General features: G+C 70.6%; 23 protein-coding genes. 13 read left to right on the top strand and 10 right to left on the bottom strand.

Annotation, left to right across the window (positions count from 1 at the left end):
* Together ACGFW5_RS23760 and ACGFW5_RS23755 are read right to left on the bottom strand one after the other, a co-directional pair.
* On the bottom strand, positions 1–1,452 hold the full coding sequence (locus ACGFW5_RS23760; RefSeq protein ID WP_393836301.1) for an amino acid permease: 1,452 nt from the start codon (positions 1,450–1,452) through the stop codon (positions 1–3).
* A 158-nt stretch (positions 1,453–1,610) separates the two neighbouring features.
* On the bottom strand, positions 1,611–2,567 hold the full coding sequence (locus tag ACGFW5_RS23755; protein ID WP_393836300.1) for a hypothetical protein: 957 nt from the start codon (positions 2,565–2,567) through the stop codon (positions 1,611–1,613).
* 508 nt (positions 2,568–3,075) lie between these two features.
* Here ACGFW5_RS23755 and ACGFW5_RS23750 point away from each other — a divergent pair.
* The 3 genes from ACGFW5_RS23750 to ACGFW5_RS23740 all read left to right on the top strand — a co-directional run bounded on the left by ACGFW5_RS23750 (position 3,076) and on the right by ACGFW5_RS23740 (position 8,272).
* Positions 3,076–5,283 (top strand): RICIN domain-containing protein, encoded by a 2,208-nt coding sequence (locus ACGFW5_RS23750; protein WP_393836299.1) that lies wholly within the window; start codon positions 3,076–3,078, stop codon positions 5,281–5,283.
* A gap of 146 nt (positions 5,284–5,429) precedes the next feature.
* On the top strand, positions 5,430–6,875 hold the full coding sequence (locus ACGFW5_RS23745) for a glyceraldehyde-3-phosphate dehydrogenase (protein ID WP_393836298.1): 1,446 nt from the start codon (positions 5,430–5,432) through the stop codon (positions 6,873–6,875).
* A 161-nt stretch (positions 6,876–7,036) separates the two neighbouring features.
* Entirely contained in the window at positions 7,037–8,272 is a 1,236-nt protein-coding gene (locus tag ACGFW5_RS23740) for a PP2C family protein-serine/threonine phosphatase (protein WP_393836297.1), read from the top strand.
* Positions 8,273–8,424: 152 nt separating this feature from the next.
* Here the strand turns inward: ACGFW5_RS23740 and ACGFW5_RS23735 are convergent, their stop codons facing one another.
* From ACGFW5_RS23735 to ACGFW5_RS23720, 4 genes are all read right to left on the bottom strand, one after another.
* Positions 8,425–8,580: a DUF6131 family protein gene (locus tag ACGFW5_RS23735; RefSeq protein WP_393836296.1), complete on the bottom strand. Its 156-nt coding sequence runs from the start codon at positions 8,578–8,580 to the stop codon at positions 8,425–8,427.
* A gap of 127 nt (positions 8,581–8,707) precedes the next feature.
* Positions 8,708–9,100, bottom strand: coding sequence for a hypothetical protein (locus ACGFW5_RS23730; protein WP_393836295.1), 393 nt, complete (start codon positions 9,098–9,100; stop codon positions 8,708–8,710).
* Between the two features lie 103 nt (positions 9,101–9,203).
* Positions 9,204–9,575: a VOC family protein gene (locus ACGFW5_RS23725; RefSeq protein ID WP_393836294.1), complete on the bottom strand. Its 372-nt coding sequence runs from the start codon at positions 9,573–9,575 to the stop codon at positions 9,204–9,206.
* 28 nt (positions 9,576–9,603) lie between these two features.
* A complete protein-coding gene (locus ACGFW5_RS23720) occupies positions 9,604–10,569 on the bottom strand; it encodes an LLM class F420-dependent oxidoreductase (RefSeq protein ID WP_393836293.1) in 966 nt (321 codons plus the stop codon).
* A gap of 198 nt (positions 10,570–10,767) precedes the next feature.
* On the opposite strand from ACGFW5_RS23720, the gene ACGFW5_RS23715 reads away from it, so the two are divergent.
* Both ACGFW5_RS23715 and ACGFW5_RS23710 read left to right on the top strand, forming a co-directional pair.
* On the top strand, positions 10,768–10,986 hold the full coding sequence (locus ACGFW5_RS23715; protein ID WP_393836292.1) for a hypothetical protein: 219 nt from the start codon (positions 10,768–10,770) through the stop codon (positions 10,984–10,986).
* A 97-nt stretch (positions 10,987–11,083) separates the two neighbouring features.
* Entirely contained in the window at positions 11,084–11,758 is a 675-nt protein-coding gene (locus ACGFW5_RS23710) for an HAD family hydrolase (RefSeq protein ID WP_393836291.1), read from the top strand.
* 186 nt (positions 11,759–11,944) lie between these two features.
* Here ACGFW5_RS23710 and ACGFW5_RS23705 read toward each other — a convergent pair whose 3' ends face one another.
* Both ACGFW5_RS23705 and ACGFW5_RS23700 read right to left on the bottom strand, forming a co-directional pair.
* The gene (locus ACGFW5_RS23705) at positions 11,945–12,142 is read right to left on the bottom strand and encodes a hypothetical protein (protein WP_393836290.1); all 198 of its coding nucleotides are present in this window, start codon (positions 12,140–12,142) and stop codon (positions 11,945–11,947) included.
* A 53-nt stretch (positions 12,143–12,195) separates the two neighbouring features.
* The gene (locus ACGFW5_RS23700) at positions 12,196–13,149 is read right to left on the bottom strand and encodes an LLM class F420-dependent oxidoreductase (protein ID WP_393836289.1); all 954 of its coding nucleotides are present in this window, start codon (positions 13,147–13,149) and stop codon (positions 12,196–12,198) included.
* Positions 13,150–13,424: 275 nt separating this feature from the next.
* On the opposite strand from ACGFW5_RS23700, the gene ACGFW5_RS23695 reads away from it, so the two are divergent.
* The 5 genes from ACGFW5_RS23695 (at position 13,425) to ACGFW5_RS23675 (ending at position 21,244) form a co-directional block, all read left to right on the top strand.
* Positions 13,425–16,520 (top strand): FAD-binding and (Fe-S)-binding domain-containing protein, encoded by a 3,096-nt coding sequence (locus tag ACGFW5_RS23695; RefSeq protein ID WP_393836288.1) that lies wholly within the window; start codon positions 13,425–13,427, stop codon positions 16,518–16,520.
* Positions 16,521–16,593: 73 nt separating this feature from the next.
* Entirely contained in the window at positions 16,594–18,408 is a 1,815-nt protein-coding gene (locus ACGFW5_RS23690) for a thiamine pyrophosphate-requiring protein (protein ID WP_393836287.1), read from the top strand.
* Complete coding sequence (locus ACGFW5_RS23685; protein WP_393836286.1) at positions 18,405–19,532, top strand: enolase C-terminal domain-like protein; 1,128 nt, start codon at positions 18,405–18,407, stop codon at positions 19,530–19,532. Before ACGFW5_RS23690 ends, ACGFW5_RS23685 begins: the two co-directional genes overlap by 4 nt.
* Positions 19,533–19,581: 49 nt before the next feature.
* Complete coding sequence (locus ACGFW5_RS23680) at positions 19,582–20,592, top strand: SDR family oxidoreductase (protein WP_393836285.1); 1,011 nt, start codon at positions 19,582–19,584, stop codon at positions 20,590–20,592.
* Positions 20,593–20,710: 118 nt separating this feature from the next.
* Entirely contained in the window at positions 20,711–21,244 is a 534-nt protein-coding gene (locus ACGFW5_RS23675; protein WP_393836284.1) for a type 1 glutamine amidotransferase domain-containing protein, read from the top strand.
* 244 nt (positions 21,245–21,488) lie between these two features.
* Here the strand turns inward: ACGFW5_RS23675 and ACGFW5_RS23670 are convergent, their stop codons facing one another.
* A complete protein-coding gene (locus ACGFW5_RS23670; protein ID WP_393836283.1) occupies positions 21,489–22,025 on the bottom strand; it encodes an ATP-binding protein in 537 nt (178 codons plus the stop codon).
* Between the two features lie 368 nt (positions 22,026–22,393).
* Here ACGFW5_RS23670 and ACGFW5_RS23665 point away from each other — a divergent pair, with 368 nt between their 5' ends.
* Both ACGFW5_RS23665 and ACGFW5_RS23660 read left to right on the top strand, forming a co-directional pair.
* Positions 22,394–23,116, top strand: coding sequence for a VOC family protein (locus tag ACGFW5_RS23665; protein WP_393832774.1), 723 nt, complete (start codon positions 22,394–22,396; stop codon positions 23,114–23,116).
* 275 nt (positions 23,117–23,391) lie between these two features.
* A complete protein-coding gene (locus ACGFW5_RS23660) occupies positions 23,392–24,264 on the top strand; it encodes a class II glutamine amidotransferase (RefSeq protein WP_393836282.1) in 873 nt (290 codons plus the stop codon).
* A 58-nt stretch (positions 24,265–24,322) separates the two neighbouring features.
* Here ACGFW5_RS23660 and ACGFW5_RS23655 read toward each other — a convergent pair whose 3' ends face one another.
* Positions 24,323–24,541, bottom strand: coding sequence for a DUF6479 family protein (locus ACGFW5_RS23655; RefSeq protein WP_393836281.1), 219 nt, complete (start codon positions 24,539–24,541; stop codon positions 24,323–24,325).
* A gap of 174 nt (positions 24,542–24,715) precedes the next feature.
* Between ACGFW5_RS23655 and ACGFW5_RS23650 the strand changes: the two genes are divergently transcribed.
* Positions 24,716–24,898 (top strand): DUF6381 family protein, encoded by a 183-nt coding sequence (locus tag ACGFW5_RS23650; RefSeq protein ID WP_393836280.1) that lies wholly within the window; start codon positions 24,716–24,718, stop codon positions 24,896–24,898.
* The last annotated feature ends 87 nt before the right edge of the window (positions 24,899–24,985 follow it).

Below are 24,985 nucleotides of genomic sequence, written 5' to 3'. Positions count from 1 at the left end.
TCAGACGAGGTCCATCGCCGCCACCTCGTCGGGGCTGCCATAGCTGACGGGGCCCTGGAAGCGCCGGCGGGCCGTGGCGAACCACCACACCGTGGCGATGAGCAGGACCGCGCCGAGTGCGATCGGGGCGTAGTTGAACGAGTCGGCGGTGATGGGGGAGACCTGGGGCAGCATGAACAGGATGCTGCTGAGCACGATCCAGACCACGGCGATCGCGGCCACCGGCCTGCCGTAGCGGCCCAGGTTCCACGGGCCGGGCTGGAAGTCGTTCAGCCGCAGCCGCAGGAAGATCGGCACGCCGTACGCCAGGTACAGACCGACCACGTTGACGCTCACGATGGCGGTGAACGCGGTGTGCGACCACCAGCCCGGAATGATCAGCACGAGCGCGCAGACGGCGGCCAGCCACACGGCCTTCACGGGCGTACGGGTGCGCAGCGACACCGAATGCCACCAGCGGGAGCCGGGCATCGCGCCGTCGCGCGAGAAGGCGAAGATCTGGCGGGTGTTGCTGGTCATGTTGGCGAGCCCGCAGAACAGCATGGCGCCGATGACGATCAGCAGGAGCACCTTGGCCGTGCCGAGCCCCAGCGCGTCGATGAGGATCTGCACCGGCGGCGCCGACGCGGCGATCTCGGACGCGTAGTCACGGATCGAGTACACCAGGGCGAGCATGAGGACGAGGCCGGTGAGCGCCGAGTACAGGATGGCGCGCATGATGCCCTTGGGCGTGTTGACGGTGGCCTTCACCGTCTCCTCGGACATGTGGAAGCTGCCGTCGAAGCCGGTGAACGTCCAGCTGGTGACCAGCAGGCCGAGCATCGCGGCGTACAGACCGTTGCTGAAGCCGGTGGTGTTGACGAAGTGCGTGGCGAACGAGACCGGCTGGTGGGAGCCGGGCTTCACGCTGAGGGCGACGACGATCACGACCATGCCGATGAGCAGCCACCACACCGAGATCCGGTTCACCACGGCGACCAGCTGCACGGTGTAGGTGTTGGCGAGGGCCTGGAGCAGCAGGATCGCCGTCGCGATACCGACGGTCTGCTGCGGCGTCGCCTCGTACGACGGCCACTGCATGGCGATGAACGCCTGGATGAAGGTGGCGGCCGCGTAGTTGGTGGCGGCGGTGCCGCCGACCTGGCCGACGAAGTTCAGCCAGCCCGTGTACCAGGACCAGGCCCCGCGGTGCCGCTTCGCCAGCTTGCCGGCCGAGAAGTACAGGGCGCCGCTGGTCGGGTAGGCGGACGCGATCTCCCCCATCGCGGCGCCCACGAACAACACCATGACCGAGACGCCGATCCAGCCGAAGATGAGAATCCGCGGACCACCGGCTCCCATTCCGAAACCGAATGCGGAGAAAATTCCGGAGAGGATGTTGATGATGGTGAAGGATATGGCGAAATTGTCGAAGGCGTGAAATCTACGGGTGAGTTTCCGCGGATATCCCATCGCATGGAGCGTGGCGTCGTCGTCGGATGTCGCGGATGTCTTCTCCGCGGATTTGCTCGATGGGCGGGCGGGGGACGTGCGCTCGGACACAGGGGCAACCTTTCCTCGGGGTGAAAAGACGCGTGGTCTCGCGGGCGGGCTGTGCACACCGGCCGTGGTCAGGCCGGAGCGGGGGTCGGGAGGCCGCAGGACTTCCTGGCCCTGGTCAGCTGCTCCCCGGGGTCGCCGAACACGCTCCAGGGCATGCGCGAGGCGTAGGGGCCCATGGCCGTGAGGACTTCCCGTGCTTCGAATTCGCGCTTCGCCATGAACAGGGCGTGCGCCAGATAGGCCAGGTCCAGGACGGGGGTGAACCGGTAACTCGCCGTTTGTGGAAACCAGTTGTGGTAAATCCCCAGGGCGGTTGTCGTCCATTGCGGCTGCTGCCAGGTCTCGTTCGCCAACAACGCGTTCGGGTCGTAGTCCTCGACCAGTGCGACCAGCGGGAGGAGCCTCAGCGCGGACGTGGCGGGGGCCCGGTGGCTGAGAAAGGAGGCGACGTCCCATCGGGCGCTCGCAGATCCGCCGTTGCGCGTGAAGAAGCAGGCCAGGAAGCGGTGGTGGGCCTCGCGGTGCCAGGGGTCGAGACGCAGCACACGGGCGAACAGCTGCCAGGGTCCGGCCGGCGCGGTCAGCAGCCCCCTGGGTGCGGCGTCGCGGGGCCCGTCGATGCGGGCGAGGGCCAGTTGGGCCACCCAGGGCGTGGGGTCGTGCGGCAGCAGCCGTCCCGCTCGTTCGCAGGCGGCCTGCGCGATACGCAGCAGCGCCCCGGAGCGTGCGTCGTCGGCGTCCGCCGTGCGCAGTGCGCGGATCATGGCCACGCGCGCCGCCAACAGGGCCGCCTCCGGGCCGGGTTCCTCGGCGAGCCAGCGCTCGGCAAGGTCGGAGTCCGCCGCCTCGGAGGCCAGGACCAGCGAACGGTGGGCCCGCAACTCGTAGTCGCCGCGCGTCTCTTGGAGGACGTTGTGGGCGCCCAGGTAGCGCCCGGCCCGTACGTCGGTGCACGCCCGTGCCAGCTCGCGATCGTCGGCCGCCGGATGCCACACGTAGTGTCCCTCGAACGAGCCGGCAGCCACGATCCTCTCCCTGTGTCCCCGCGGACGACACCCCGCGCCCTACGAATCCCTGCCATGCGGAATTCAGTCGGAGACCGAGCGCACACGCAGGTTCACCGACAGCGAGCCACACCTTACTCATCCTTTAGGCGTATCGAAACTCGTCGCCCGGAATATCTTGTTCCGTGCCTTTTGGTGAGGGATCGCGGCTCGCGAATCCATTGGCTTTGAGTCAGTTTTCGGCCACGCATTCCCGCGGGTGGCTCGACTGACGCAAAGTCGGCGGCACAGCGATGGGCTATTCGCGACCACCGGCCGCCGGTCACCTCCTCGGGGCCGTTCCGTCCGGGCGGGGGACGCGGACGGTGCGCGGCGCCGGGGCGCTGCGACAAAAGTCCAAGCCCGGCCCACGGATGTCCGTGGACGGTGCCGGCCGCGGTGCGCAGACTGCCCAGCACGCGGGCGGCCATGTCGCCGGCGAGCGCCGTTCCCCGCCCCCACACCCGTGGGCCCCACAGAAGGAGCGCCCGTGTCTTCCCCCACCTTCAGAGCAGTCGCCGCCGTCGTGGGCGCCGCGACCCTGGCACTGGCCGCCGCGGTGGCGCCGCCCGCGGCGGCCGCCTCCCCGGAAACGACGTACACCATCGGCGTCGGCTCGCCCGTGCCGTACACGCACCCCACGGACACGCCCGCCTCGACGTACATCGACAAGGACGGCACCTTCTACTTCCAGCAGTCCGCCGCCCTGTACGGGGCGAAGGACCCCCGGTACTGGGACTTCTTCACCGGCGCCGACATGGACAGCGCCTCCCGGTCCAGCGCGATCAGCGACGCGGTGAACCCGGCCAACCCCTCCGACCGGAACAACGACACGACCTGGCGCTGCAACAACAGCCCCACCGGCGTGGAGGCGACCAACGCGGTCGGCAACGCGGGCTACTCGCAGAAGAACTACTGCGACCTCTCCGGGATGTGGGTCGACCCGGACACCGGTGACTGGTACGGGCTCGTCCACAACGAGTTCACCCCGGCGCCGTTCTCCGACGGCATCCACTTCGACGCGATCGACTACGCCGTCTCGAAGGACCAGGGCCGCACCTGGACCATCAAGGACCACGCCATCACCTCGCCGTACAGCACCAAGCGCGGCGACACCGCGCAGTTCCCGCACGAGACGTACTCCTACGGCGACGGTGACCAGCGGCTCTTCGTCGACACCGCGTCGGGCTACTTCTACGTCTACTACGGGTCGCGCATCGTCGCGAAGGGCGGCAACTGGGAGGACAGCCTCGCGCACGTGGCCCGGGCGCCGATCTCCGCCAAGATGGCGCGCGGCTCGTGGCAGAAGTGGTACGACGGCCACTGGTCGCAACCGGGCGTGGGCGGCCTGGAGAGCAACATGGTGCCGGTCGACGCCGGCAGTTCCACCGGGTACACCCCGGTCGCCGGTGACTACGATCCCGCGCACTCCGGCACGGTGGCCCAGCAGATCGCGGCAGGCCAACTGCCCACAAAATCACCGCTGTTCGTCATGAACATCACCTACAACGCCTACCTCGGCCTCTACATCGGGGAGCCCGAGGCGGTGAACGGGACGGCGCCGCAGCGCATCTACGCCACCGACGACCTCGCAAGCCAGAAGTGGCACCTGCTCGGCGACACCGGCGCCTACACCAACAACTCCTGGTACCGCTGGTTCCTCGACGGTGCCAACCGCACCAACTCCACCATCGTCGGCAAGACCTTCAGGTCGTACTGCTCCATCGAGTGCCAGGGCGGGGCCGACGGCGAGTACGTGGACGTCACGGTGGGTTCATCGGCGCCGGCCGCGCCCCCGGTCGACGTCACCAAGTCCTACCGGATCGGCAACGGCGACGGCCGGGTCCTGTCCCAGGCCGCCGACGGTTCCTCCACCACCTCGGTCGCGGCTGCCACCGGCTCCGCCCTCGAATCCTGGGTGTTCACCGCCGACGGCGACGGCTCGTACCGCATGGCCAACGCCGCCACGGGCAAGCTGCTCGGCGTCCCCTCCACGACCACGGCAGGACGAGCCTGGGGCGCCAAGCCGGTGCTCGCCGCCGCCGGAGCCCAAGGCCCCACCGTCGGGCAGCAGTGGTTCGTCGTGCCCGTGACCTCGACCGGCTCCTACCGTCTGGTGAACCGCTACAGCGGGCTCGTACTCGGCCTCTCCGCCAAGGCCGGCCGGCTCGCCGAGACCACCCCCACCCGTACCTGGACCGACACCACGGGCAGTGCGGTCGGCGGCTCCCGCACCGCCGCCGAGCAGACCCTGGCCCTGACCCCCACCGGCCCGGCGACCGGCGGTTCCCTCGACGGTCCCCACACCCTCTCGGCGTCGGGCAAGGCACTCGACGACCCGGGCCACTCCACGGAGCAGGGCACGCAGCTCATCACCTGGAGCCCGAACGCGGGAGCCAATCAGAACTGGGTCTTCGCGCGGCAGTCCGACGGCAGCTACCAGATCGCCAACAGTGAGTCGAAGCTCTGCGCCGACGTCACGGCGAGCTCCCACGGTGCCGGCGCCAAGGTGATCCAGTGGCCCTGCACCGGCGGCGCCAACCAGCGCTGGACGGTCACCGCCACGGCCGACGGCCGGTACGCCATCGCCTCCAAGGTCAGCGGGCTGTCCCTGACCACCGCATCGACGGCCGACGGAGCACTCGTCACCCAGCAGGCCGACACAGGGTCCGCGCTCCAGCGCTGGACCATCGGCTGAGGCCCCGGGACCCGGCTGCCGCACCATCCGGCACGGCGACCGGGCCCCCTCCTCCCCCCGGGAGATTCCGGCAGGGGAGACCGCTTGAACGATCAAAAGTCACGGGGGTTAGCATATGAGCGCCGCCTAGCTCGAAAGATGAACCCGTGACTGTCAATGACGACTCGTTCACCAACTGGAAGAACCGCGAGGAAATCGCGGAGTCGATGATCCCCATCATCGGGAAGCTGCACCGGGAGCGGGACGTCACGATCCTGCTGCACAGCCGCTCCTTGGTGAACAAGTCGGTGGTCAGCCTTCTGAAGACCCACCGATTCGCCCGCCAGATAGCCGGTGAAGAGCTCTCGGTCACCGAGACCCTGCCCTTCCTGCAGGCTCTGACGACTCTCGACCTCGGCCCCTCCCAGATCGACATCGGCATGCTCGCCGCGACGTACAAGGCGGACGACCGCGGCCTGTCGGTCGCGGAGTTCACCGCGGACGCGGTCGTCGGCGCCACCGGTGAGAACAAGATCGAGCGCCGCGAGGGCCGCGATGTCGTCCTGTACGGCTTCGGCCGCATCGGCCGCCTCGTGGCCCGGCTGCTCATCGAGAAGTCGGGCTCGGGCAACGGGCTGCGTCTGCGCGCCATCATCGTCCGGGGCGGCGGCGAGGCGGACCTGGTCAAGCGGGCCTCGCTGCTGCGCCGCGACTCCATCCACGGCCAGTTCCAGGGCACCATCACCGTGGACGAGGCGTCGAGCACGATCGTCGCCAACGGCAACACCATCAAGGTGATCTACGCCAATGACCCGTCCGAAGTCGACTACACGGCGTACGGCATCAAGGACGCCATCCTCATCGACAACACGGGCAAGTGGCGTGACCGCGAGGGGCTTTCGAACCACCTGCGCCCCGGCATCGACAAGGTCGTCCTGACCGCCCCGGGCAAGGGCGACGTCCCCAACATCGTCCACGGCGTCAACCACGACACGATCAAGCCGGACGAGCGGATCCTGTCCTGCGCCTCCTGCACCACCAACGCGATCGTCCCGCCGCTGAAGGCCATGGCCGACGAGTACGGCGTGCTGCGCGGCCACGTGGAGACCGTCCACTCGTTCACCAACGACCAGAACCTCCTGGACAACTACCACAAGGCCGACCGCCGAGGCCGCTCCGCGCCGCTGAACATGGTCATCACCGAGACGGGTGCCGCCTCGGCCGTCGCCAAGGCGCTGCCCGACCTCAAGGCGCCCATCACCGGCAGCTCGATCCGGGTGCCCGTGCCGGACGTGTCGATCGCCATCCTGAGCCTGCGCCTGGGCCGCGAGACCACCCGCGAAGAGGTCCTGGACCACCTCCGCGACGTGTCGCTGCACTCGCCGCTGAAGCGACAGATCGACTTCACGACCGCGCCCGACGCCGTCTCCATGGACTTCGTCGGCTCGCGCCACTCCTCGATCGTCGACGCCGGTGCGACCAAGGTCGACGGCGACAACGCGATCCTCTACCTCTGGTACGACAACGAGTTCGGCTACTCCTGCCAGGTCATCCGCGTCGTCCAGCACGTCTCCGGGGTCGAGTACCCGACCTACCCGGTGCCCGTGCTCTGACCGGATTGGCCCGCACGACCGGAGGGCAATCGGATGCGAACGGCATCCGGTTGCCCTTCTGCCGTCGCGGCGGGCCGTGCCCGTCCGATGGGCCCCCGCGACCGATGCCGCCTATCGTGAAGAGCACACGACGCAAGAGGCGGCCGCGGGGCAGGTGCAGCGTGAGCGGGTCCCGAATCGACTACGAGGCGGTGTTCCGGGCCTTCCCGGGCCCGGTGGCCCTGCTGACCACCGACCTGGTGTACGCCGAGGTCAACGAGGCGTTCCTGAGCAGGACCCGCCGCACCCGGGACCAGCTGATCGGCCGGTACCTGTTCGATGTCTTCCCCGACAACCCCGACGACCCGGGAGCGAGCGGGATGCGCAACCTGGGTGCCTCGCTGCGCCGGGTGGCGGCCACCGGCGAGCGCGACACCATGGCGCTCCAGCGCTACGACGTGGAGGACCCCACCAGGCCCGGCACCTGGGAAGAGCGGTACTGGAGCCCGGTCAACACCCCCGTGTTCGGCCCCGACGGCGAGGTGGCGCTGCTGCTGCACCGGGTGGAGGAGGTCACCGAACTCATCCGCGCCCGCGGCGGAGCCGGCGCGGCGGACGGGGACCGGGCCAGGGTCCTGGAGGCCGAGCTGTACAGCCGGGCCCTGGAACTGCAGGAGGTCAACGAGCGGCTGCGCCGGTCCCACGACCGCGAGCATGAGGTCGCCCTGTCCCTGCAGGCCGCGATGCTGCCCGCACCCGGCCCGCTGGAGCGGCGCGGCGCGGCCGTTCGCTACCGGCCCGCGGTCGGCGCCCTGAACGTGTGCGGCGACTGGTACGACCTGGCCGAACTTCCGGGCGAGCGGATCGCGGTCGCCGTCGGCGACGTGGTGGGGCACGGGCTGGCCGCGGCGGGTGTGATGGGGCAACTGCGCAGCGCGCTGAGCGCCGCGTCCCGGGTCGCCGACGGGCCCGCTCCCGCCCTTGAGGTGCTGGGCCTGTACGCGCGCTCGGTGGACGGAGCCGAATCCAGCACCGTGTTCCTGGCCTTCATCGACTGCGTCGGCCAGACCGTCACCTACAGCAGCGCGGGACACCCGCCCGCTGTGCTCGTCCACCCCGATGCGTCGGTGCAGTTCCTCGACGGCGCCACGGACCCCCCGCTCGGCGCCCGCCCGGAACACGTGGCGCGCCCCGAGGCCACGATCGCCTTCACCACGGGGTCGAACCTCGTGCTCTACACCGACGGTCTGATCGAACGCCGCGACGAGGACATCGACACCGGTCTGCAACGGCTCGCGGGCTCCCTCGCCCGTCACCACGGCGCCGACCCGGAGGGCCTGGCGGACGCCGTCCTGGCGGACCTGATCCCGGTCGGCGGGGCCACCGACGACACCGCCCTCATCGTCATCGCCCTGTGAGGCGCTGCGCGCAGGACCGGACCTCGCAGGACCGGACAGTGAGACGCGCCCCGGAGACCGTGCCGCTCACGCGCCGACACGGTCTCCAGAGCGCTGTTGTACGACGGATCGGTGCGGCCGATGCCCCCTGGAGTGCATCCGCTCCGAGCCGTCTACCAGTAATGCCGCCGTCCACCGACCGCGTGGCCCACGGCCCCGAGGATCCACAGGATGACGCCGATGACGAGGAGAATGACGCCGATGGTCCAGAGGATGGATATGCCGGCTACGAAGCCGACGACCAGCAGGATGACTCCGAGGACGATCATGATGTCCTCCGCTCTCGTGGAAGGGTTCCCGCTCCTTTTACCAGAGTAGGTCTCCGCGCCGGATCCGGTACCCGGGCGCACGCGGTGAACCTGCTCGGGCGGGCCGGGTACGCCGCCCAGGGCCTCGCTAGGCGCTCGTCAGGCGGAGCTGGAGGTCGACCTCCTGGTCGCCCGCGGAGCTGCCGGCGGCTTCGACCGCGAAGGCCGCCGCGAGCGTGCGGCGCAGCCGGTCCACCGCCACCGGACCGCCCTGCAACTCGGCGGTGACGGGCCCGGCCAGGAGCACCCCCGCCACGTGGTCCGGTGCGTGGTCGACGCAGAAGCTCCCCGTCCAGGCGGCGGGCCGGGGGCCCTCGTCGCGGTGCGGCACGACGCCCGCGCGGTCGGAGGTGAAGTGGGTGCCCAGCACCTCGAAGACGGCGTCCGCGTCGGCCGCGGAGCACTCGCCGAGCATGACCTGCACCAGGTCGGGGGAGTCGGTCTCGGCGTCCGGGGAGGCCGGGGTGGATGAGTCGTTCACGCTGTTCTCCGTGCTTCTGGCTGGGTGGGCGGGTCTCCTGGCGGGGCAGCGGGAGGAACGGGGCCCTCCGTGCGGCGCCCGCCGGCCCTTGGGCGATGTGGCGTCAGGCTCGGCAGAGACAGAAAGGGTGCCCCGCCGGATCCGCGTAGACCCGGAAGCCGCGCTCGCCGTCACCGTCGTCGAGATCGAGCGGGGTCGCACCGAGCGAGAGCACCTGCTGCTCGGCCGCGTCGATGTCCTGGACGTCGAAGTCCAGGTGCAACTGCTGGGAGTTGCGGTCCCCGCGCGGCCATTCCGGCGGGGTGAGGCCCGGTGCGCGCTGGAAGGAGATGCGGTGACCGCCGGGAGCGTACAGGTCGTACCAGTCCTCTCCGTCGTTCTTCACCTCCCCGCCCAGGACCGCGGCGTAGAACGCGGCCAGGGCCTCGGGATCGGGACAGTCGAGGGCCACGAGACAGTACGTTGCGATCGCCATGCCGGTCTCCTGCGGTGTCGTGTGCGGGTCAGAGATCGCGCAGGGCCGGAAGCAGCTTCTTCTCGGCCCAGTCGATGAAGGGACGTTGATGGTCGCCGCCGACCTGGACGAGGGCGACCTCCGTGAACCCGGCCTCGGCATAGGGGCGTACGGCGTCGACGAACGCGGAGACGTCGTCGCCGCACGGGATCGCCTGCGCCACGTCCTGCGGAGTCACAAAGCTCGTCGCTCCCTCGAAGCCGGACGGGCTCGGAAGCTCGGAGTTCACCGGCCAGCCGCCCATCGCCCAGCGGAACTGGTCGTGGGCGCGGGCGATCGCCGCGTCCCGGTCGGTGTCGAAGCACACCGGCAACTGCCCGACGCGTGGCTTGCCCTGGCCGCCGTGGCGGTCGAAGGAGTCGACCAGCTTCTTCTTGGGTTCGGTGGCGATCACCAGGTCGGCGAGGCGTCCCGCCAGCTCGCAGGAGCGCTCGCCGGAGACGGCGACGCCGATCGGCGGCAGCTCGTCCGGGAGGTCCCACAGACGCGCGTTCGTCACATCGAAGTACGTGCCCTGGTGGTTGACCGTTTCGCCCGCGAACAGCGCGCGAATGAGTGTGACGGCCTCTTCGAGCATGTCGAGGCGTACGTGCGGAGAGGGCCAACCGGCTCCCGTCACATGCTCGTTGAGGTTTTCGCCCGAGCCGAGACCGAGACGGAAGCGCCCTTCGGACAACAGCTGCATCGTGGCCGCCTTCTGCGCCACGACGGCCGGGTGGTAGCGAACCGTGGGACAGGTCACGTAGGTCATCAGCGGGATCCGGCTCGTCGCCTGGGCCGCCGCGCCCAGCACGCTCCACGCGTACGGGGCGTGTCCCTGGGACTCCAGCCACGGAAAGTAGTGGTCGGAGGTGACGGAGAAGTCGAAGCCGGCACGCTCCGCCGCGACCACGTCGTCCACGAGGGCGCGGGGGCCTGCCTGCTCGGTCATCATCGTGTAGCCGATTTGCACCATATTTCACCCTTTGCCGATCCGCTGCGGCCAAAACCTCCGCCCCGCCCGGCGAGCGGCCGAAGGCTGGCCGGGTACCCCCTGTCGCGAGGCGTACGCGGCCAGGATGCGCCCCGGAGGCGAGTTTCGCCCGACAGGTTTCGCAGGCGCGCACGCGGCAACCCGGGTCCGGCAGGCACGTCTCCCCTGCAAGGAGTTGTCGTGGTCCTCGTCGCCGTTTTCCTGCCCGCCCTGATGCTGATCGCTCTGCTGGCACTGGCCAGGTACGAAGAGTTCATGCTGGGCGGTGGTGAAGCCGCCGAGGAGCCGCCAGGGCGTCATCTGGTCGCCGTGCCGGACCTGCCGGTCGCGCAGGCGACGGCCCCGGACGCGGCACGGCCGTTCGGGGACACCGGCGCATGGGACCGGCGCGCGGCGTGATCCGCCGGCCGGGCCACCGGATGTCGCGAGCGGCGAATCACGGCATGATCGGCAGGGGAGCGGAACCCGGGTACGACGCAGCGAAAGGCATGGACGCATGGCACGTGCGGCACTGTTCGACGTCGACGGAACCCTCGTCGACACCAACCATCTGCACGTGGTCACCTGGTGGGAGGCATTCCGCCAGGCGGGACACGATGTGTCGACCCACGACATCCACCGGGCGATCGGACTGGGCTCGGACGACCTCATCGAGCATCTGCTCGGAGCGGAAAGGGACCACGACCAGGACGCGACCCTGAGCGCCGCGCACACCGCCCTGTACGGCACCTACTTCGAGCGCCTTCCCTCATTGGACGGGGCCCGCCGCCTGCTGCGCGAACTGTCCGGGCGGGGCTGGCGCATCGTCCTCGCCACATCGGCGGGCGGGCCCGAACTGAAGGCCCTGCGCCGCGCCATCGACGCCGACGACGTCATCGCGGGCGTGGCGAGCGCGGACGACGTGAGCGACGGCAAACCGGCCCCCGACCCCGTCCAGCGGGCACTGGAGCTCGCCGAATCCGAGCCGTCGGACGCGGTGTTCGTGGGGGACACGGTGTGGGACATGAAGGCGGCCGGGGCGGCGGGCGTACGCGCCGTCGCGCTGCTCGCCGGCGGCATCGCCCGTGCGGACCTGGAAGAGGCGGGCGCCTCGGCCGTGTACGAGGACCCCGCCGAACTGCTCTCCCACCTGGACACCAGCATCTTCGCCCAGATGGAGCGCAAGGACTGAACCGCTGACCCACTGACCCGCTGACCTTGACCTAATGACCCACTGAGTCACGGCCCTCGCCCGTTCCGGCCGGAGGGCGAGGGCCGGGCCACGGCTGCACACCCGAGGACGCCTGTCAGGGGCGCGTTCCCCTGCCAGGCGTCCTCGGATGTGCCCCGCGGTCGTATCCCGCGGGGATCCCATGGTTCAGTCGTCGGCCGCTTCCTCCTGCGCCTCCTCGTTCGGCGTGAGGGCGTCCCCCGCCTCACCGTCGTGCGCGTCCTCGCGCCCGGTCCCCCGCGGATCGCGGGTCTCGGCGTCCTCGAACTCCTTGAGGACTTCGTCCAGCGCCGTGTCGGGGTGGGACTCCGAAGAGCCGGTGTCCTGCTGGTGCGGATGGGTCATGTCACTCCCGTGGTCGGTGCGATGGGGGCCGGCTCCTTCGCCGCTGGGGCCGCTCAGTCGAGCTGGGGCAGCACCTTGGTGCGGTAGAAGTCGAAGAACCCTTGCTGGTCCTTGCCGATCTGGTTGATGTAGACGGTGTCGAACCCGGCGTCCACATACCCCTTCACCGCCGCGACATGAGCGTCCGGATCAGGTCCGCAGGTGACGTTCTCGCGGACCCGGTCGGGAGTGACCAGTTCGGACGCCTGCTCGAAGTGGGCCGGGGTCGGCAGGATCTGGGGCAGCTCGCCGGGCAGCTGCTCGTTGGCCCACAGCCGGTGTGCGGTGCGCAGCGCCTCCTCCTCGTCCGTGCTCCAGCAGACCTTGAGCCCGGCCATCACCGGCTTGCTGCCGCCGCCGCTGCGCCGGAACCGCTCGATGGACGAGGCGTCGGGCGCCATGGTGATGAAGCCGTCCCCGATCCGTCCGGCGACCTCCGCGGCGAGCGGTCCGAAGGCCGAGACGTCGATCGGTACGGGTTCGTCGGGGACGGTGTACAGGCGGGCGTTCTCCACCGTGTAGTGCTTTCCGTGATGGCTGACCTGGTCCCCGGTGAAGAGCTGACGCATCACCCGGACAGCCTCCTCCATCATCTCCAGGCGCACGGCGGCCTCCGGCCAGTGGCCGCCCAGGATGTGCTCGTTGAGGGCTTCACCGCTGCCGATACCCAGCCGGAACTGCCCACCGAGCTGCACGGCGCTCGTGGCCGCGGCCTGGGCGACGACAGCGGGGTGCATCCGGACGATGGGGCACGTCACGGCGGTCTCCACGGGAAGCGAGACGGCCTGGGACAGCGCCCCGATGACCGACCACACGAACGGGCTCTGGCCCTGCTCGCCGTTCCACGGGTGGTAGTGGTCGGAGATCCACAGCGCGGTGAAACCGGCCTGCTCCGCCATTCTGGCCTGCTCCACCAGCTCGGCCGGGGTGTGCTCCTCGCTGGACAGGAAGTAGCCGTATTCCGTCATTGGAGACTCCTCACGAGTGGCGGACGCGATCCATCCCCATCCGGGTGGCCGGAGTACGCGCGGGGAAACGCCCCGGCCGCGAGCCGGCGGCACGGAGCCCCCTCCCCAGCCACCCTAGACGCGGCCAGGCACCCCCGCATGCCCGGGCGGCGGTGGACGGCCGAGTGGCGGGGGCGGTCGACCTGCGGTAGCCGTAGGGAGGGTGTGGGCACCACGACCAGGGGTACCCGCGGAACGCGGACGGGGAGCGAAAGCTGACGAGGAGAGTGATGCACATGCCCGACGGCCCCACTTCGGCCCGCCAGGGGCCCGACGCTCGAAAAGCAGCGGAGGACCTGGACACCGCGGGACTCGAACGCGCCCTTCGCGAGCGCGTCGACGGCGAAGTGCGGTTCGACGCGGGAAGCCGTGGCGCCTACAGCACCGACGGATCCAACTACCGGCAGGTCCCGATCGGTGTCGTCGTGCCCCGTTCGGTCGACGCCGCCGTCGAGGCCGTCGCGGTGTGCGCGCAATTCGGCGCCCCGGTCCTCTCGCGCGGGGGAGGGACCAGCCTGGCCGGCCAGTGCACCAACACGGCGGTCGTCATCGACTGGACCAAATACTGCGACGCCCTGGTGTCCGTCGACCCGGACCGGCGTACCTGTGTGATCGAGCCGGGGCTCGTCCTGGACGAACTCAACCGTCAACTCGCCTCCCACAAGCTGAAGTTCGGCCCGAAGCCCTCGACCCACAGTCACTGCGCGCTCGGCGGGATGATCGGGAACAACTCCTGCGGCGCCTCCGCCCAGGCCTACGGCAAGACCGTCGACAACGTACGGCGGCTCGAAGTCCTCACCTACGACGGGACACGCATGTGGGTCGGCCCCACGACCCCCGACGAGTTCGAGGCCATCGTCGCCGAGGGCGGCCGCCGCGCCGAGATCTACCAGGGGCTCAAGGACATCATCGACCGCAATCTGGCGGACGTCAGGCGCGGCTACCCCAAGATCCCCCGCCGGGTGTCCGGCTACAACCTGGACTCCCTGCTCCCGGAGAACGAGTTCGACCTGGCCCGCGCGCTGGTCGGCAGCGAAGGCACGCTCGTGACGGTGCTGCACGCCGAGCTCGACCTCGTGCCGGTGCCGCCGTGCGACGCGATCCTCGTCCTTGGCTACCCCGACATCTGCGCCGCCGCCGACGACGTGCCCCGTCTCCTCGAACACAGCTCGCCTGCCGAACTGGAGGCGCTGGACGGGCGGATGGCGCAGCTCATGCGGGAGGAGCACGCCTACCTCGAATCCCTGGAGAGTTTCCCCGAGGGCGACAGCTGGCTGCTCGTGCAGTTCACCGGGGACAGCCAGGACGAGGTCGACGGGCAGGCGCACGCGCTGCTGCGGGCGCTCGGCCGGGACGAGAAGGATCCGTCGGTGGCGTTCTCCGACGACACCGAACGCGAGCAGGCCATGCTCAAGGCCCGCGAGGCCGGGCTCGGCGTGACCGCGCGCCCGCCCGACGAGCGGGAGACATGGGAGGGCTGGGAGGATTCCGCGGTGCCGCCCGAGCGCCTCGGCGACTACCTGCGTGCCCTCAGGAACCTCTTCGAAGAGTTCGACTACGACCACCCCTCGCTGTACGGGCACTTCGGGCAGGGTTGTGTCCACACCCGTATCCCGTTCGGTCTGAAGACCGCCGAAGGGGTGGCGGCGTTCCGTCAATTCCTGTTCAGGGCAGCCGACTTGGTGGCCTCCTTCGGCGGCTCGCTCTCGGGGGAGCACGGCGACGGCCAGGGCCGCGGCGAGCTCCTGGTCCGGATGTTCGGCGAACCGATCGTGGCGGCGTTCGGCGAGGTCAAGACGCTGTTCGACCCCACGAACCGGATGAACCCGGGAAAGGTGGTCGACCCGTACCGCACGGACGAGAACCTGCGGCTCGGCGCGCGCTGGCGCCCCCAGGAACGCGCCACCCAGTTCGCCTACCCCGACGACAACGGCTCCTTCAACCGGGCGGTGCTGCGCTGTGTGGGGATCGGCAACTGCCGCACCCACTCCGGCGGCGTCATGTGTCCCTCCTACCGGGCCACCGGCGAGGAGGAGCACTCCACGCGCGGCCGCTCACGGCTGCTGTTCGAGATGCTGGACGGCCACCCCGACTCGGCGGTGAAAGACGGCTGGCGCTCCACCGCAGTCCACGACGCCCTCGACCTGTGCCTGGCGTGCAAGGGCTGCAAGTCCGACTGCCCGACCGGCGTCGACATGGCCACCTACAAGGCCGAGTTCCTGTCCCACCACTACGCGGGCCGGCCCCGCCCGGCCGCGCACTACTCGATGGGCTGGCTGCCGCTGTGGGCCCGCCTCACCCGCCTCGCTCCCCGCGCCGCCAACGCTCTGGCCCACGCGCCGGTCGTCGCCCGGCTCGGCAAACGGCTCGCGGGAGTGGCACCCGAGCGGGAGGCCCCGGCCTTCGCCGAGGAGTCGTTCGTGCAGTGGTGGGCGGCGCGCGGCCTGCCCGAACCCGACCCGGCCGACGAACGCACCGTCGTCCTGTGGCCCGACACGTTCTCCACGTACTTCCACCCCGACGTCGCCAAGTCGGCGGTACGGGTCCTGGAGGACGCCGGATTCCATGTGGCGGTCCCCACCAAGGCCGTGTGCTGCGCTCTCACCTGGATCTCCACCGGTCAGCTCACCACCGCCAAGCGGGTACTGCACCGCACGCTCGACGTGCTCAGGCCGTGGATCGAAGCGGGTACGCCCGTCATCGGGCTGGAGCCGTCGTGCACCGCCGTCTTCCGCGCGGACGCGCCCGAACTGATGCCGGACGACCAGGACGTCCAGCGCCTGGCCCAGCAGTTCAAAACCTTCGCCGAGTTCCTGCTGCACCGGGCGCCCGACGACTGGCGACCGCCAACTCTGGCCCGCACAGCGCTCGTTCAGACGCACTGCCACCAGCACGCCGTCCTCAAGGACGACGCCGACCGTGAACTGATGCGCCGCATGGGCCTGGACGCGGACGTCCTGGACGAGGGCTGCTGCGGCCTGGCCGGCAACTTCGGTTTCGAGCAGGGCCATTACGACCTGTCCATGAAGATCGGCGAGAAGGGCGTCCTGCCCGCCGTGCGTGGCGCCGCCCCCAGCACGCTCGTCGTCGCCGACGGATTCAGCTGCCGTACCCAGATCGAGCAGGGCAACACCGGGCGCCGCGCCATGCACCTGGCCGAAGCGCTGGCGCTCGGCCTCGACGGGCCGCTGCCGGCCGACCACCCGGAAAAGCTCACCGCCCGCCCCGAGCCGTCGGCCGCGGACGCGCGGCTGGTCACGGGGGCGGTGGGCCTGGCCGTCGGCGGCGGCGCGGCCGCCCTCTATGCCTGGACGCGCCGACGCCGCCGGTGACCTGGGACCCGTCGCGTCCCGCCCCCCCGCCCCTCAGCAATCCCGCGAAACGAAAGAGCGAAAGGCAGCCCCCGTGTCGATCAAAGTCTCCGACTACGTCCTTCAGCGCTTGCGCGAGTGGGAGGTCGAGCACGTCTTCGCCTACCCCGGTGACGGCATCAACGGCCTGCTCGCCGCCTGGGGACGCGCCGAGAACAAGCCCCAGTTCATCCAGGCGCGGCACGAGGAGATGGCCGCCTTCGAAGCGGTCGGCTACGCCAAGTTCTCCGGCAAGGTCGGCGTCTGCGCGGCGACCTCGGGACCGGGCGCCATCCACCTGCTCAACGGCCTGTACGACGCCAAGCTGGACCACGTACCGGTCGTCGCGATCGTCGGCCAGACCAACCGCAGCGCCATGGGCGGCTCCTACCAGCAGGAAGTCGACCTGCTGAGCCTCTACAAGGACGTCGCGGGCGCCTACTGCGAGATGGTCACGGTCCCCGAGCAGCTGCCCAACGTCATCGACCGCGCGATGCGCGTCGCCCGCGCCCAGCGCACGGTGACCGCCGTCATCATCCCGGCGGACGTGCAGGAACTCGACTACTCGCCGCCGCAGCACGCCTTCAAGATGGTGCCCTCCAGCCTCGGCATGGCGTCGTACGCCCCGGTCCCGGCGGACGACGACATCGCCCGCGCCGCCGAGGTCCTGAACGCCGGCGAAAAGGTCGCCATCCTCATCGGCCAGGGCGCCCGCAGCGCCCGCGCCGAGGTCGAGGAGATCGCTGACGTGCTCGGCGCCGGCGTCGCCAAGGCCCTGCTCGGCAAGGACGCGCTGCCCGACGACTTGCCGTACGTGACCGGCTCCATCGGTCTGCTCGGCACCCGGCCGAGCTACGAGATGATGCAGGACTGCGACACCCTGCTCGTCATCGGATCGAGCTTCCCCTACACCCAGTTCATGCCCCAACTCGACCAGGCCCGCGCGGTCCAGATCGACATCGACCCGCAGATGATCGGCCTGCGCTACCCCTTCGAGGTCAACCTCGTCGGCGACTCCGCCGGCACCCTCAAGCGCCTCCTTCCGCTCCTGAAGCGCAAGAAGCACGACAAGTGGCGCAAGAAGATCGAGAAGGACACCGCGCGCTGGTGGGAGGTGATGGAGCGGCGCGCCGCGGTCGACGCCGACCCCGTCAACCCGGAGTATGTGGTGCACGCCCTGGACGCGCTGCTCCCCGACAACGTGATCCTGGCCGCCGACTCGGGCTCCGCCGCCAACTGGTACGCCCGCCACCTGCGGATGCGCGGCTCGATGCGGGGCTCGCTCTCCGGCACCCTCGCCACCATGGGGCCCGGCGTGCCCTATGTGATCGGCGCCAAGTTCGCCCACCCGGAGCGCCCGGCCATCGCGATCGTGGGTGACGGGGCCATGCAGATGAACGGGCTGGCCGAGCTGATCACGGCGGCGAAGTACTGGCAGGAGTGGAGCAACCCCAACCTGATCGTCGCCGTGCTCAACAACCAGGACCTCAACCAGGTCACCTGGGAGATGCGCGCGATGTCCGGCGCCCCGCAGTTCCTGCCGTCCCAGTCCCTGCCCGACATCGCCTACGCCGACTTCGCACGCTCCATCGGGCTCGGCGGCGTGCGCGTCGAGAAGCCGGGCGATGTCGAGGGAGCATGGCGGCAGGCGCTGGCCGCCGACCGGCCGTTCGTCATCGACTTCCGCACCGACCCGGCCGTGCCGCCGATCCCGCCCCACGCCTCGCTCGACCAGATCGAGGCCGCCGCCGCGTCCGTGCTCAAGGGGGACAGCGACCGCACCGGCATGATCAAGCAGGGCCTCAAGGCCAAGGTGCAGGAGATGCTTCCCGGCACCCGCCACCGCCATGGCGACGGCGGCAACGCGTGAGCGCACCCCCGGCGCCCGGCGACGCGCCCTCGGTCGACGGGGTCGAGGCGGCCGCGTACACGCTGGCCACCGACACCCCCGAGGCCGACGGCACGCTGGAGTGGGCCAGGACCACCCTCGTGGTCGTCCACGCCCGCTCCGGTACCACCACCGGGTTCGGCTACACCTACGGCGCGCCCGAGACGGCCGCGTACGTCCGCGGTCATCTGGCGTCCGTGGTCACCGGCCGCTCCGCCTGGGACGTACCCGGCGCGAACGAGGCGATGACCCGGGCCGTGCGCAACGACGGGCGCCCGGGCCTCGTCGCGGGCGCGATCTCCGCCGTGGACCTCGCCCTGTGGGACCTCAAGGCCCGACTCCTCGGCGTCCCGCTGACCCACCTGCTCGGCCGGGCCCGTCCGCACGTCCCGGTGTACGGAAGCGGCGGGTTCACGACGTACGACGACCGGCACCAGGACCACCAGCTGCGGCACTGGGCCGAGGAGCAGCGCATCCCCCGCGTCAAGATCAAGATCGGCGAGTCGTGGGGGAGCGCCGAGCACCGCGACCGGGAGCGCGTCGCGAAGGCCCGCGCCTCCATCGGCGACGACACCGAGCTGTACGTCGACGCCAACGGCGGCTACACCGTCAAACAGGCCGCCCGCATGGCCCGTTGCCTGGACGATCACAAAGTCACCTGGTTCGAGGAGCCCGTCTCGTCCGACGACCTCGACGGCCTCGCCCGCGTGAGGTCCGCCGGCCCCGTCGACGTGGCGGCCGGTGAATACGGGTACACCCTCACCTACTTCGGGCACATGCTGCGGGCCGGCGCCGTCGACTGCCTCCAGGCGGACGTGACCCGCTGCGGCGGGCCCACCGTCTGGCTGCGCGCGGCCGCGCTCGCCGAGGCGTTCGGACTGCACATCTCCGGGCACTGCGCCCCGCACGCGCACGCCGCCGTCGCGGCCGCCGTGCCGAACCTGCGCCACCTGGAGTGGTTCCACGACCACGTCCGGATCGAATCCCTGTGGTTCGACGGCACGTTGGACCCCGCGGGCGGACACATCACGCCGGGGTCCGACGGGGCGCCGGGTCACGGACTGACGTTCAAGACCGCCGATGCCGAGCCCTACCGCGCCGGTTGACCCGGACGGCGAGATCGCCGCCCGCCGTCGCGTCCCGAAAGGAAAGGCCATGCCCGAGACCGTCGTCATCACCGGAGCGAGCGCCGGCATCGGCCGCGCCACCGCGCGGCTCTTCGCCCGGCGCGGCGCCCACGTCGTCCTTCTGGCCCGCGGTGAAGCAGGCCTCGACGTGACCGCCGCCGAAGTGGAGGAGCTGGGCGGACGCGCCCTCGCGCTGCCCGTCGACGTCGCCGACCCCGAGCAGGTCGAAAAGGCCGCCGAAGCCGCGGAGGCGGCCTTCGGGCCGATCGACGTGTGGGTCAACGTCGCCTTCACCTCCGTGTTCGCCCCCTTCGATGAAATCTCCGCCGAAGAGTTCCGGCGCGTCACCGAGGTGACCTACCTCGGCTTCGTGCACGGCACGCACACCGCGCTGGCCCGCATGCTGCCGCGTGACCGGGGGACGATCGTGCAGGTCGGCTCCGCACTGGGGGAGCGCTCCATTCCGTTGCAGTCGGCCTACTGCGGAGCCAAGCACGCGATCAACGGGTTCACCTCGTCCGTGCGCACCGAACTCCTCCACAACAAGAGCCGTGTACGCGTCACCGTCGTCCAGATGCCGGCCGTCAACACCCCCCAGTTCTCCTGGGTGCGCTCGCGACTGTCGGGCCACCCACAGCCGGTTGCGCCGATCTACCAGCCGGAGGTCGCCGCGCGCGCCGTGCTCCACGCCGCCGACCACCCCGGGCGCAAGCAGTACTACGTCGGCGCCTCCACGGTCGCGACCGTGTGGGCCAACCGCTTCGTGCCCGCCCTCCTCGACCGCTACCTGGCCAGGACCGGGTACGACTCGCAGCAGCGTGAGGACATGAAGCCGGAGACATCACGGGGCAATCTGTGGCAGCCCCTGGACGAGGCACCCGGCGACGACCACGGCGCGCACGGCATCTTCGACGAGCAGGCCCACTCCCGGTCCTACCAGGCGACGACCGCCCAGCATCCCGTCCTGGCCGCCGGCACCGGTCTCGGTGTGCTGGCCGCGGCGGGATGGGCCGTACGGCGCCACCGCAGGCGGACATGAACCCCTCCCATGGCCCCCTCGCGTGAACCCGTCCCGTAAACCCAGCCCGTAAATCCATCCCTCCCATGAACCCATCCTCACCGCGATCCGCGCGGTGCACTCGGAAAGGAGCGACGTCATGAAGGTGGCATTTCTCGTGGCGACGGAAGGCATCGAGCAGATCGAGCTGACCGAGCCGTGGAAGGCCGTGTCCGACGCGGGCCACACACCGGAACTGGTGTCCACCGACTCGGGGCGCGTCCAGGCGTACGACCATCTGGACAAGGCCGACACGTTCCCGGTCGACACCACCGTGAGCCAGGCACAACCGGACGACTACGGCGCCCTGGTGCTGCCCGGCGGTGTCGCCAACCCCGACGCGCTGCGCATGGACAAGGACGCGGTCGCCTTTGCGAAGGGCTTCTTCGACCGGGGCAAGCCGGTCGCGGCCATCTGCCACGCGCCGTGGACGCTCATCGAGGCGGACGTGCTGCGCGGACGCACCCTCACCTCGTGGCCGAGTCTGCGTACCGACATCACCAACGCGGGCGCCACCTGGGTCGACGAGCAGGTCAAGGTGTGTACCTCGGCCCCCAGCACCCTGATCACCAGCCGCAAGCCGGACGACCTGAAGGCGTTCTGCGAAGCCCTCATCGGTGAACTCGCATCCTGACGGGCACCGGACGGCACCGTCCCCCGGACGGCACCCCGCACGGCAGGGTGCCGTCCGCACGAGGAGGTCAAAGGTCTCTTGTTCGCAGGTTTTCTCCGGCTGTCCCGTGGTAGTCCGCAAGTACGTTCCTCGCGTACGGAGGAACGCAGGCGCCGGGCCGGTTGGGACCATCAGCCGCCGGCGCCGCCCGGGGCCCGCCCTCGCGGGGGCGGGGCCACGGGTGTGCGCGACCGAGGCCGGGGCGTCAGGCGCCGGTGAGACACGGGGTGTCGACGGGCCGCGGATGCGCGTGCGCCCGGGTGTCCGGGCGGGACAGGGCGGGCACACTCACGGTCGTGCTCAAGGCGGGCGTCGGCGGCAGCACGCGCAGCGGGCGCAACGCCTGGGGCTGGGCGGTGAGCGTGAACCAGACGACTTTGCCGTCGGACGTGGGATGGGTGCCCCAGCTGTCGCTGAGATGCGCGACGAGGGCGAGACCGCGGCCACGCGAGGCGAACGGCTGAGGCCCCTGAAGGCTCGGCAGCCGCGGTTCACCGTCGGCGACCGACGCGGTGAACTGCCCACGCGACCACCGCAGTTCGAGGACGCAGGGCTGATTGCCGTCGGTGTGCCGGTGGACGTTGGTGAGGAGTTCGCACACGCCGAGGCTCACGGGCTGGATGATGTTCTCCAACCGCCAGTGGCGCAGATGAGCGGCCACGATGCGACGGATCTGCGGTATGCGGTCCGGCGTCGCGTGCAGACTCAGGGTGTACTGGCGGGGACTGTCGATGGTTACCACTACGGCTCCCTTGTCGGCGGGAGCGGCTCGCCGGCCACTCCCGCGTCCGCAACCACGCCAGGGCCACTAAAAGTAGCCAGGTGAGCACAGCGCGGATTCCTCCAGCATGACCCGTACGGCCGCATCCGCAACACGAAGCACCGCCACCCCTTGCGCCACGGGGAAAATCGGGGCCGTCAACCCGGCGCCTCCCGCCCCCGCGCGGCCGGCAGGCATCGACGGCTCGGCGGCGCGATAGTGGAAAGCCCATGAACCGGTGTGTCGCGCACCTGGAAGCGAGGCCCTTCTTGACGCCCCCATCGACAGACTCCACCGCCCGACTCAGCTCCGGCGCACCCGTGTTCGGGGCGCCGTGCTGGGTGAGTCTGATGGCCCGGGATCTGGATGCCGCGCTGGGTTTCTATGGTGCGGTGCTGGGGTGGACGTTCCGGTCGGGGGCGTTGGGTGAGGAGTTCCGGATCGCGTTGGCGGGCGGGGTGCCGGTGGCCGGGATCGGTGCGCTGGCTCCGGCGTTGCAGGTGGCGGTGGCGTGGACGCCGTATTTCGCGGTGGAGGACGCGGATGTGACCGCGAGCCGTATCCGGGAGCGGGGCGGCACGGTGGCGGTGGGTCCTGTCGCGTTGCATACCGGGCGCGGGGCGCTTGCGGCGGACCGGGACGGTGCGGTGTTCGGCCTGTGGCAGGGCCCGCTGGTCGCGCAGTGGGAGACGTGGCGCGACACCGCGCCGGCCTGGACGCGGCTGCACACCCGGGACGCGTTCGACGCGGCGATCTTCTACGGCGAGGTCCTGGACTGGGCGTGCGAGCGGCCGGGGTGCTGCGATGTGCGCTACGAACACGACGAGGTGGTGCTGCGCCACGGCGGGCATCCGGTGGCCCGGCTGACGTCGGGGGCCATCGAGGCCGCGCCCGATCCGAGTCTGCGTCCGCACTGGCACACCCACTTCACCGTCGAGGATCCCGGCGCCCACGCCGGGCTCGCCCGCGAGCACGGCGCGACCGTCCTGGCCGAGGGCACCTCGCCCACCGGTCCCTGGGTCCGCCTCAGCGACCCCGACGGAGCCACCTTCACCCTCAGCACCCCCGGCTAGGCCGCGTCTTCGAAGTCCCGTCCGGCCGGCGGGGTCTGCCGCATACGCCCGAACCCGAACCGGAACCCGAACCCGAACCGGAACCGGAACCCGAACCGGAACCCGAACCGGAACCCGAACCGGAACCGGAACCCGAACCCGAACCCGAATCCGGATCCGGATCCGGATCCGAACCCGAACCCCGACGCGGCGTCGGCAGGTTGCGTTCAGCGGCCCGAGGGCGTCACGATGCCTGAGCGGGGCCCGAGTTCGACACGATCGTGGAGGTGGCGTCGATGTGCCGTCTGTTCGGACTGAGCAGCGCCCCGCGCCGCAGCCGGGCGACCTTCTGGCTGCTCGACGCCCCCGACAGCCTCACGGCGCAGAGCCACCGTGACCCGGACGGGACGGGGCTCGGGTACTTCGACGCCGATGGCGGGCCCCAGGTCCGTAAGGCGCCCGACGCGGCGTACGAGGACCGTGACTTCGCCCGCGAGGCACGGCAGATCTGTTCGGCGACCTTCATCGCCCACATCCGTCTCGCCTCGACCGGAAGTCTCACCGCGGCCAACACCCACCCCTTCCAGCAGGACGTCAGGCTGTTCGCGCACAACGGAGTGGTCGAGGACCTGCCGGCCCTTGAGGCACATCTGGGGCCGGATTTGGCCCTGGTGCGCGGCGACACGGACTCCGAGCGGGTCTTCGCGCTGATCACCCGGGAGATCCGGCGCGCGGACGGCGACATCGGGCGGGGCATCGAGCAGGCCGCCCGCTGGATCGCGGCCCACCTGCCCGTGTACTCCCTCAACTTCGTCCTGACGACGGTGGACGAACTGTGGGCCCTGCGCTACCCCGCCACACATGAGCTGTACGTACTGGAGCGTGAGGCCGGCGGACCGCACGGGGCCAGGCACCTCGACCACAGCGGCATCGCGGGCCGGATGCGTGTGCATTCGGGAGATCTGGCCGAGGCCCCGGCGTGTGTCGTCGCCAGTGAGCCCATGGACGAGCACCCCGAATGGCGTGCGATGGAGCCGGGTGAACTGCTGCACGTCGCGTCCGACGGGCGGGTCCGGCGCCGCTCGGCCGTGCCGGACCCGCCGGCGAAGCCGCTGGGGCTTGACGACCTGTCCGACCGGGCGGCCCATTCGCAGAAGGCGGGCGGGTGAGCCCGGACGGCGCCACGGGGATGTCGGGCGGACCAGGTCCTGGCGGTTGTCGGCGGCTCTAGGGATCCGAACGCTCGGGCGCCCCGGCGGCGTCGGGCGTCTGCCAGGAGTCCGAGCGCGGCTGCGGTTCCTGAGGAGGCGTCGGCTTCCGGGCCGCACGGCGGCTGCCGTACCAGAAGGTGCACAGCAGTACGGCGACGACGAGGACGCCCACGCCGGTGAAAAGCCAGGACGACGAGGCGCTGGCCAGGGTCTGTGACGAAGCGAGAATGGTCATGGCACAGCGCCTACCCGCGATGGGGGCGCACTGACACGAGGCACCGGAAGTCTCCTGGCACCCCGCGTCCTCTGCCCGGAACTGTGACCGTGCGTGACCGTTCGGGATGCGAAGGGTTCCGGACGCTGTTTGGCTGGGGGCAGCTGTACCCCCACCCGAGTTTCAGGAGTGAACATGAGCGTCGCAGACGAGTTCGGTGCCCGTGCCCGGCAGATGAGCCAGAAGGCCGAGGAGCTGGAGCAGGCCGCGGAGCGTGCCGCCGACCCGGAGGAGCGCCGACGCCTGAAGGAGAAGGCGCGCCACCTTCAGGAGCAGAGCAGGATGGCGACCGAAGGCCGCGGCATCGACCCCATGTGATCCCGGGTTCCGCGTGACGGCGGCCCCTCGCGCCCGTAGGGCGGACGGGGGGCCGCCGTGCGTCGTGCGCCGGTGGACACGGGCTCG

The organism is Streptomyces sp. NPDC048416, assembly GCF_043200435.1.
In the GTDB taxonomy this organism is placed as follows: Bacteria; Actinomycetota; Actinomycetes; order Streptomycetales; family Streptomycetaceae; genus Streptomyces.
This window is presented reverse-complemented; position numbering and strand designations above follow the sequence as displayed.

Coding starts and splice junctions, on each gene's coding strand:
- ACGFW5_RS23760 (WP_393836301.1), bottom strand. CDS start 1,452: ATGGGATATCCGCGGAAACTCACCCGTAGATTTCACGCCTTCGACAAT.
- ACGFW5_RS23735 (WP_393836296.1), bottom strand. CDS start 8,580: ATGATCGTCCTCGGAGTCATCCTGCTGGTCGTCGGCTTCGTAGCCGGC.
- ACGFW5_RS23725 (WP_393836294.1), bottom strand. CDS start 9,575: ATGGCGATCGCAACGTACTGTCTCGTGGCCCTCGACTGTCCCGATCCC.
- ACGFW5_RS23720 (WP_393836293.1), bottom strand. CDS start 10,569: ATGGTGCAAATCGGCTACACGATGATGACCGAGCAGGCAGGCCCCCGC.
- ACGFW5_RS23710 (WP_393836291.1), top strand. CDS start 11,084: ATGGCACGTGCGGCACTGTTCGACGTCGACGGAACCCTCGTCGACACC.
- ACGFW5_RS23705 (WP_393836290.1), bottom strand. CDS start 12,142: ATGACCCATCCGCACCAGCAGGACACCGGCTCTTCGGAGTCCCACCCC.
- ACGFW5_RS23700 (WP_393836289.1), bottom strand. CDS start 13,149: ATGACGGAATACGGCTACTTCCTGTCCAGCGAGGAGCACACCCCGGCC.
- ACGFW5_RS23695 (WP_393836288.1), top strand. CDS start 13,425: ATGCCCGACGGCCCCACTTCGGCCCGCCAGGGGCCCGACGCTCGAAAA.
- ACGFW5_RS23680 (WP_393836285.1), top strand. CDS start 19,582: ATGCCCGAGACCGTCGTCATCACCGGAGCGAGCGCCGGCATCGGCCGC.
- ACGFW5_RS23675 (WP_393836284.1), top strand. CDS start 20,711: ATGAAGGTGGCATTTCTCGTGGCGACGGAAGGCATCGAGCAGATCGAG.
- ACGFW5_RS23665 (WP_393832774.1), top strand. CDS start 22,394: ATGGCCCGGGATCTGGATGCCGCGCTGGGTTTCTATGGTGCGGTGCTG.
- ACGFW5_RS23660 (WP_393836282.1), top strand. CDS start 23,392: ATGTGCCGTCTGTTCGGACTGAGCAGCGCCCCGCGCCGCAGCCGGGCG.
- ACGFW5_RS23655 (WP_393836281.1), bottom strand. CDS start 24,541: ATGACCATTCTCGCTTCGTCACAGACCCTGGCCAGCGCCTCGTCGTCC.
- ACGFW5_RS23650 (WP_393836280.1), top strand. CDS start 24,716: ATGAGCGTCGCAGACGAGTTCGGTGCCCGTGCCCGGCAGATGAGCCAG.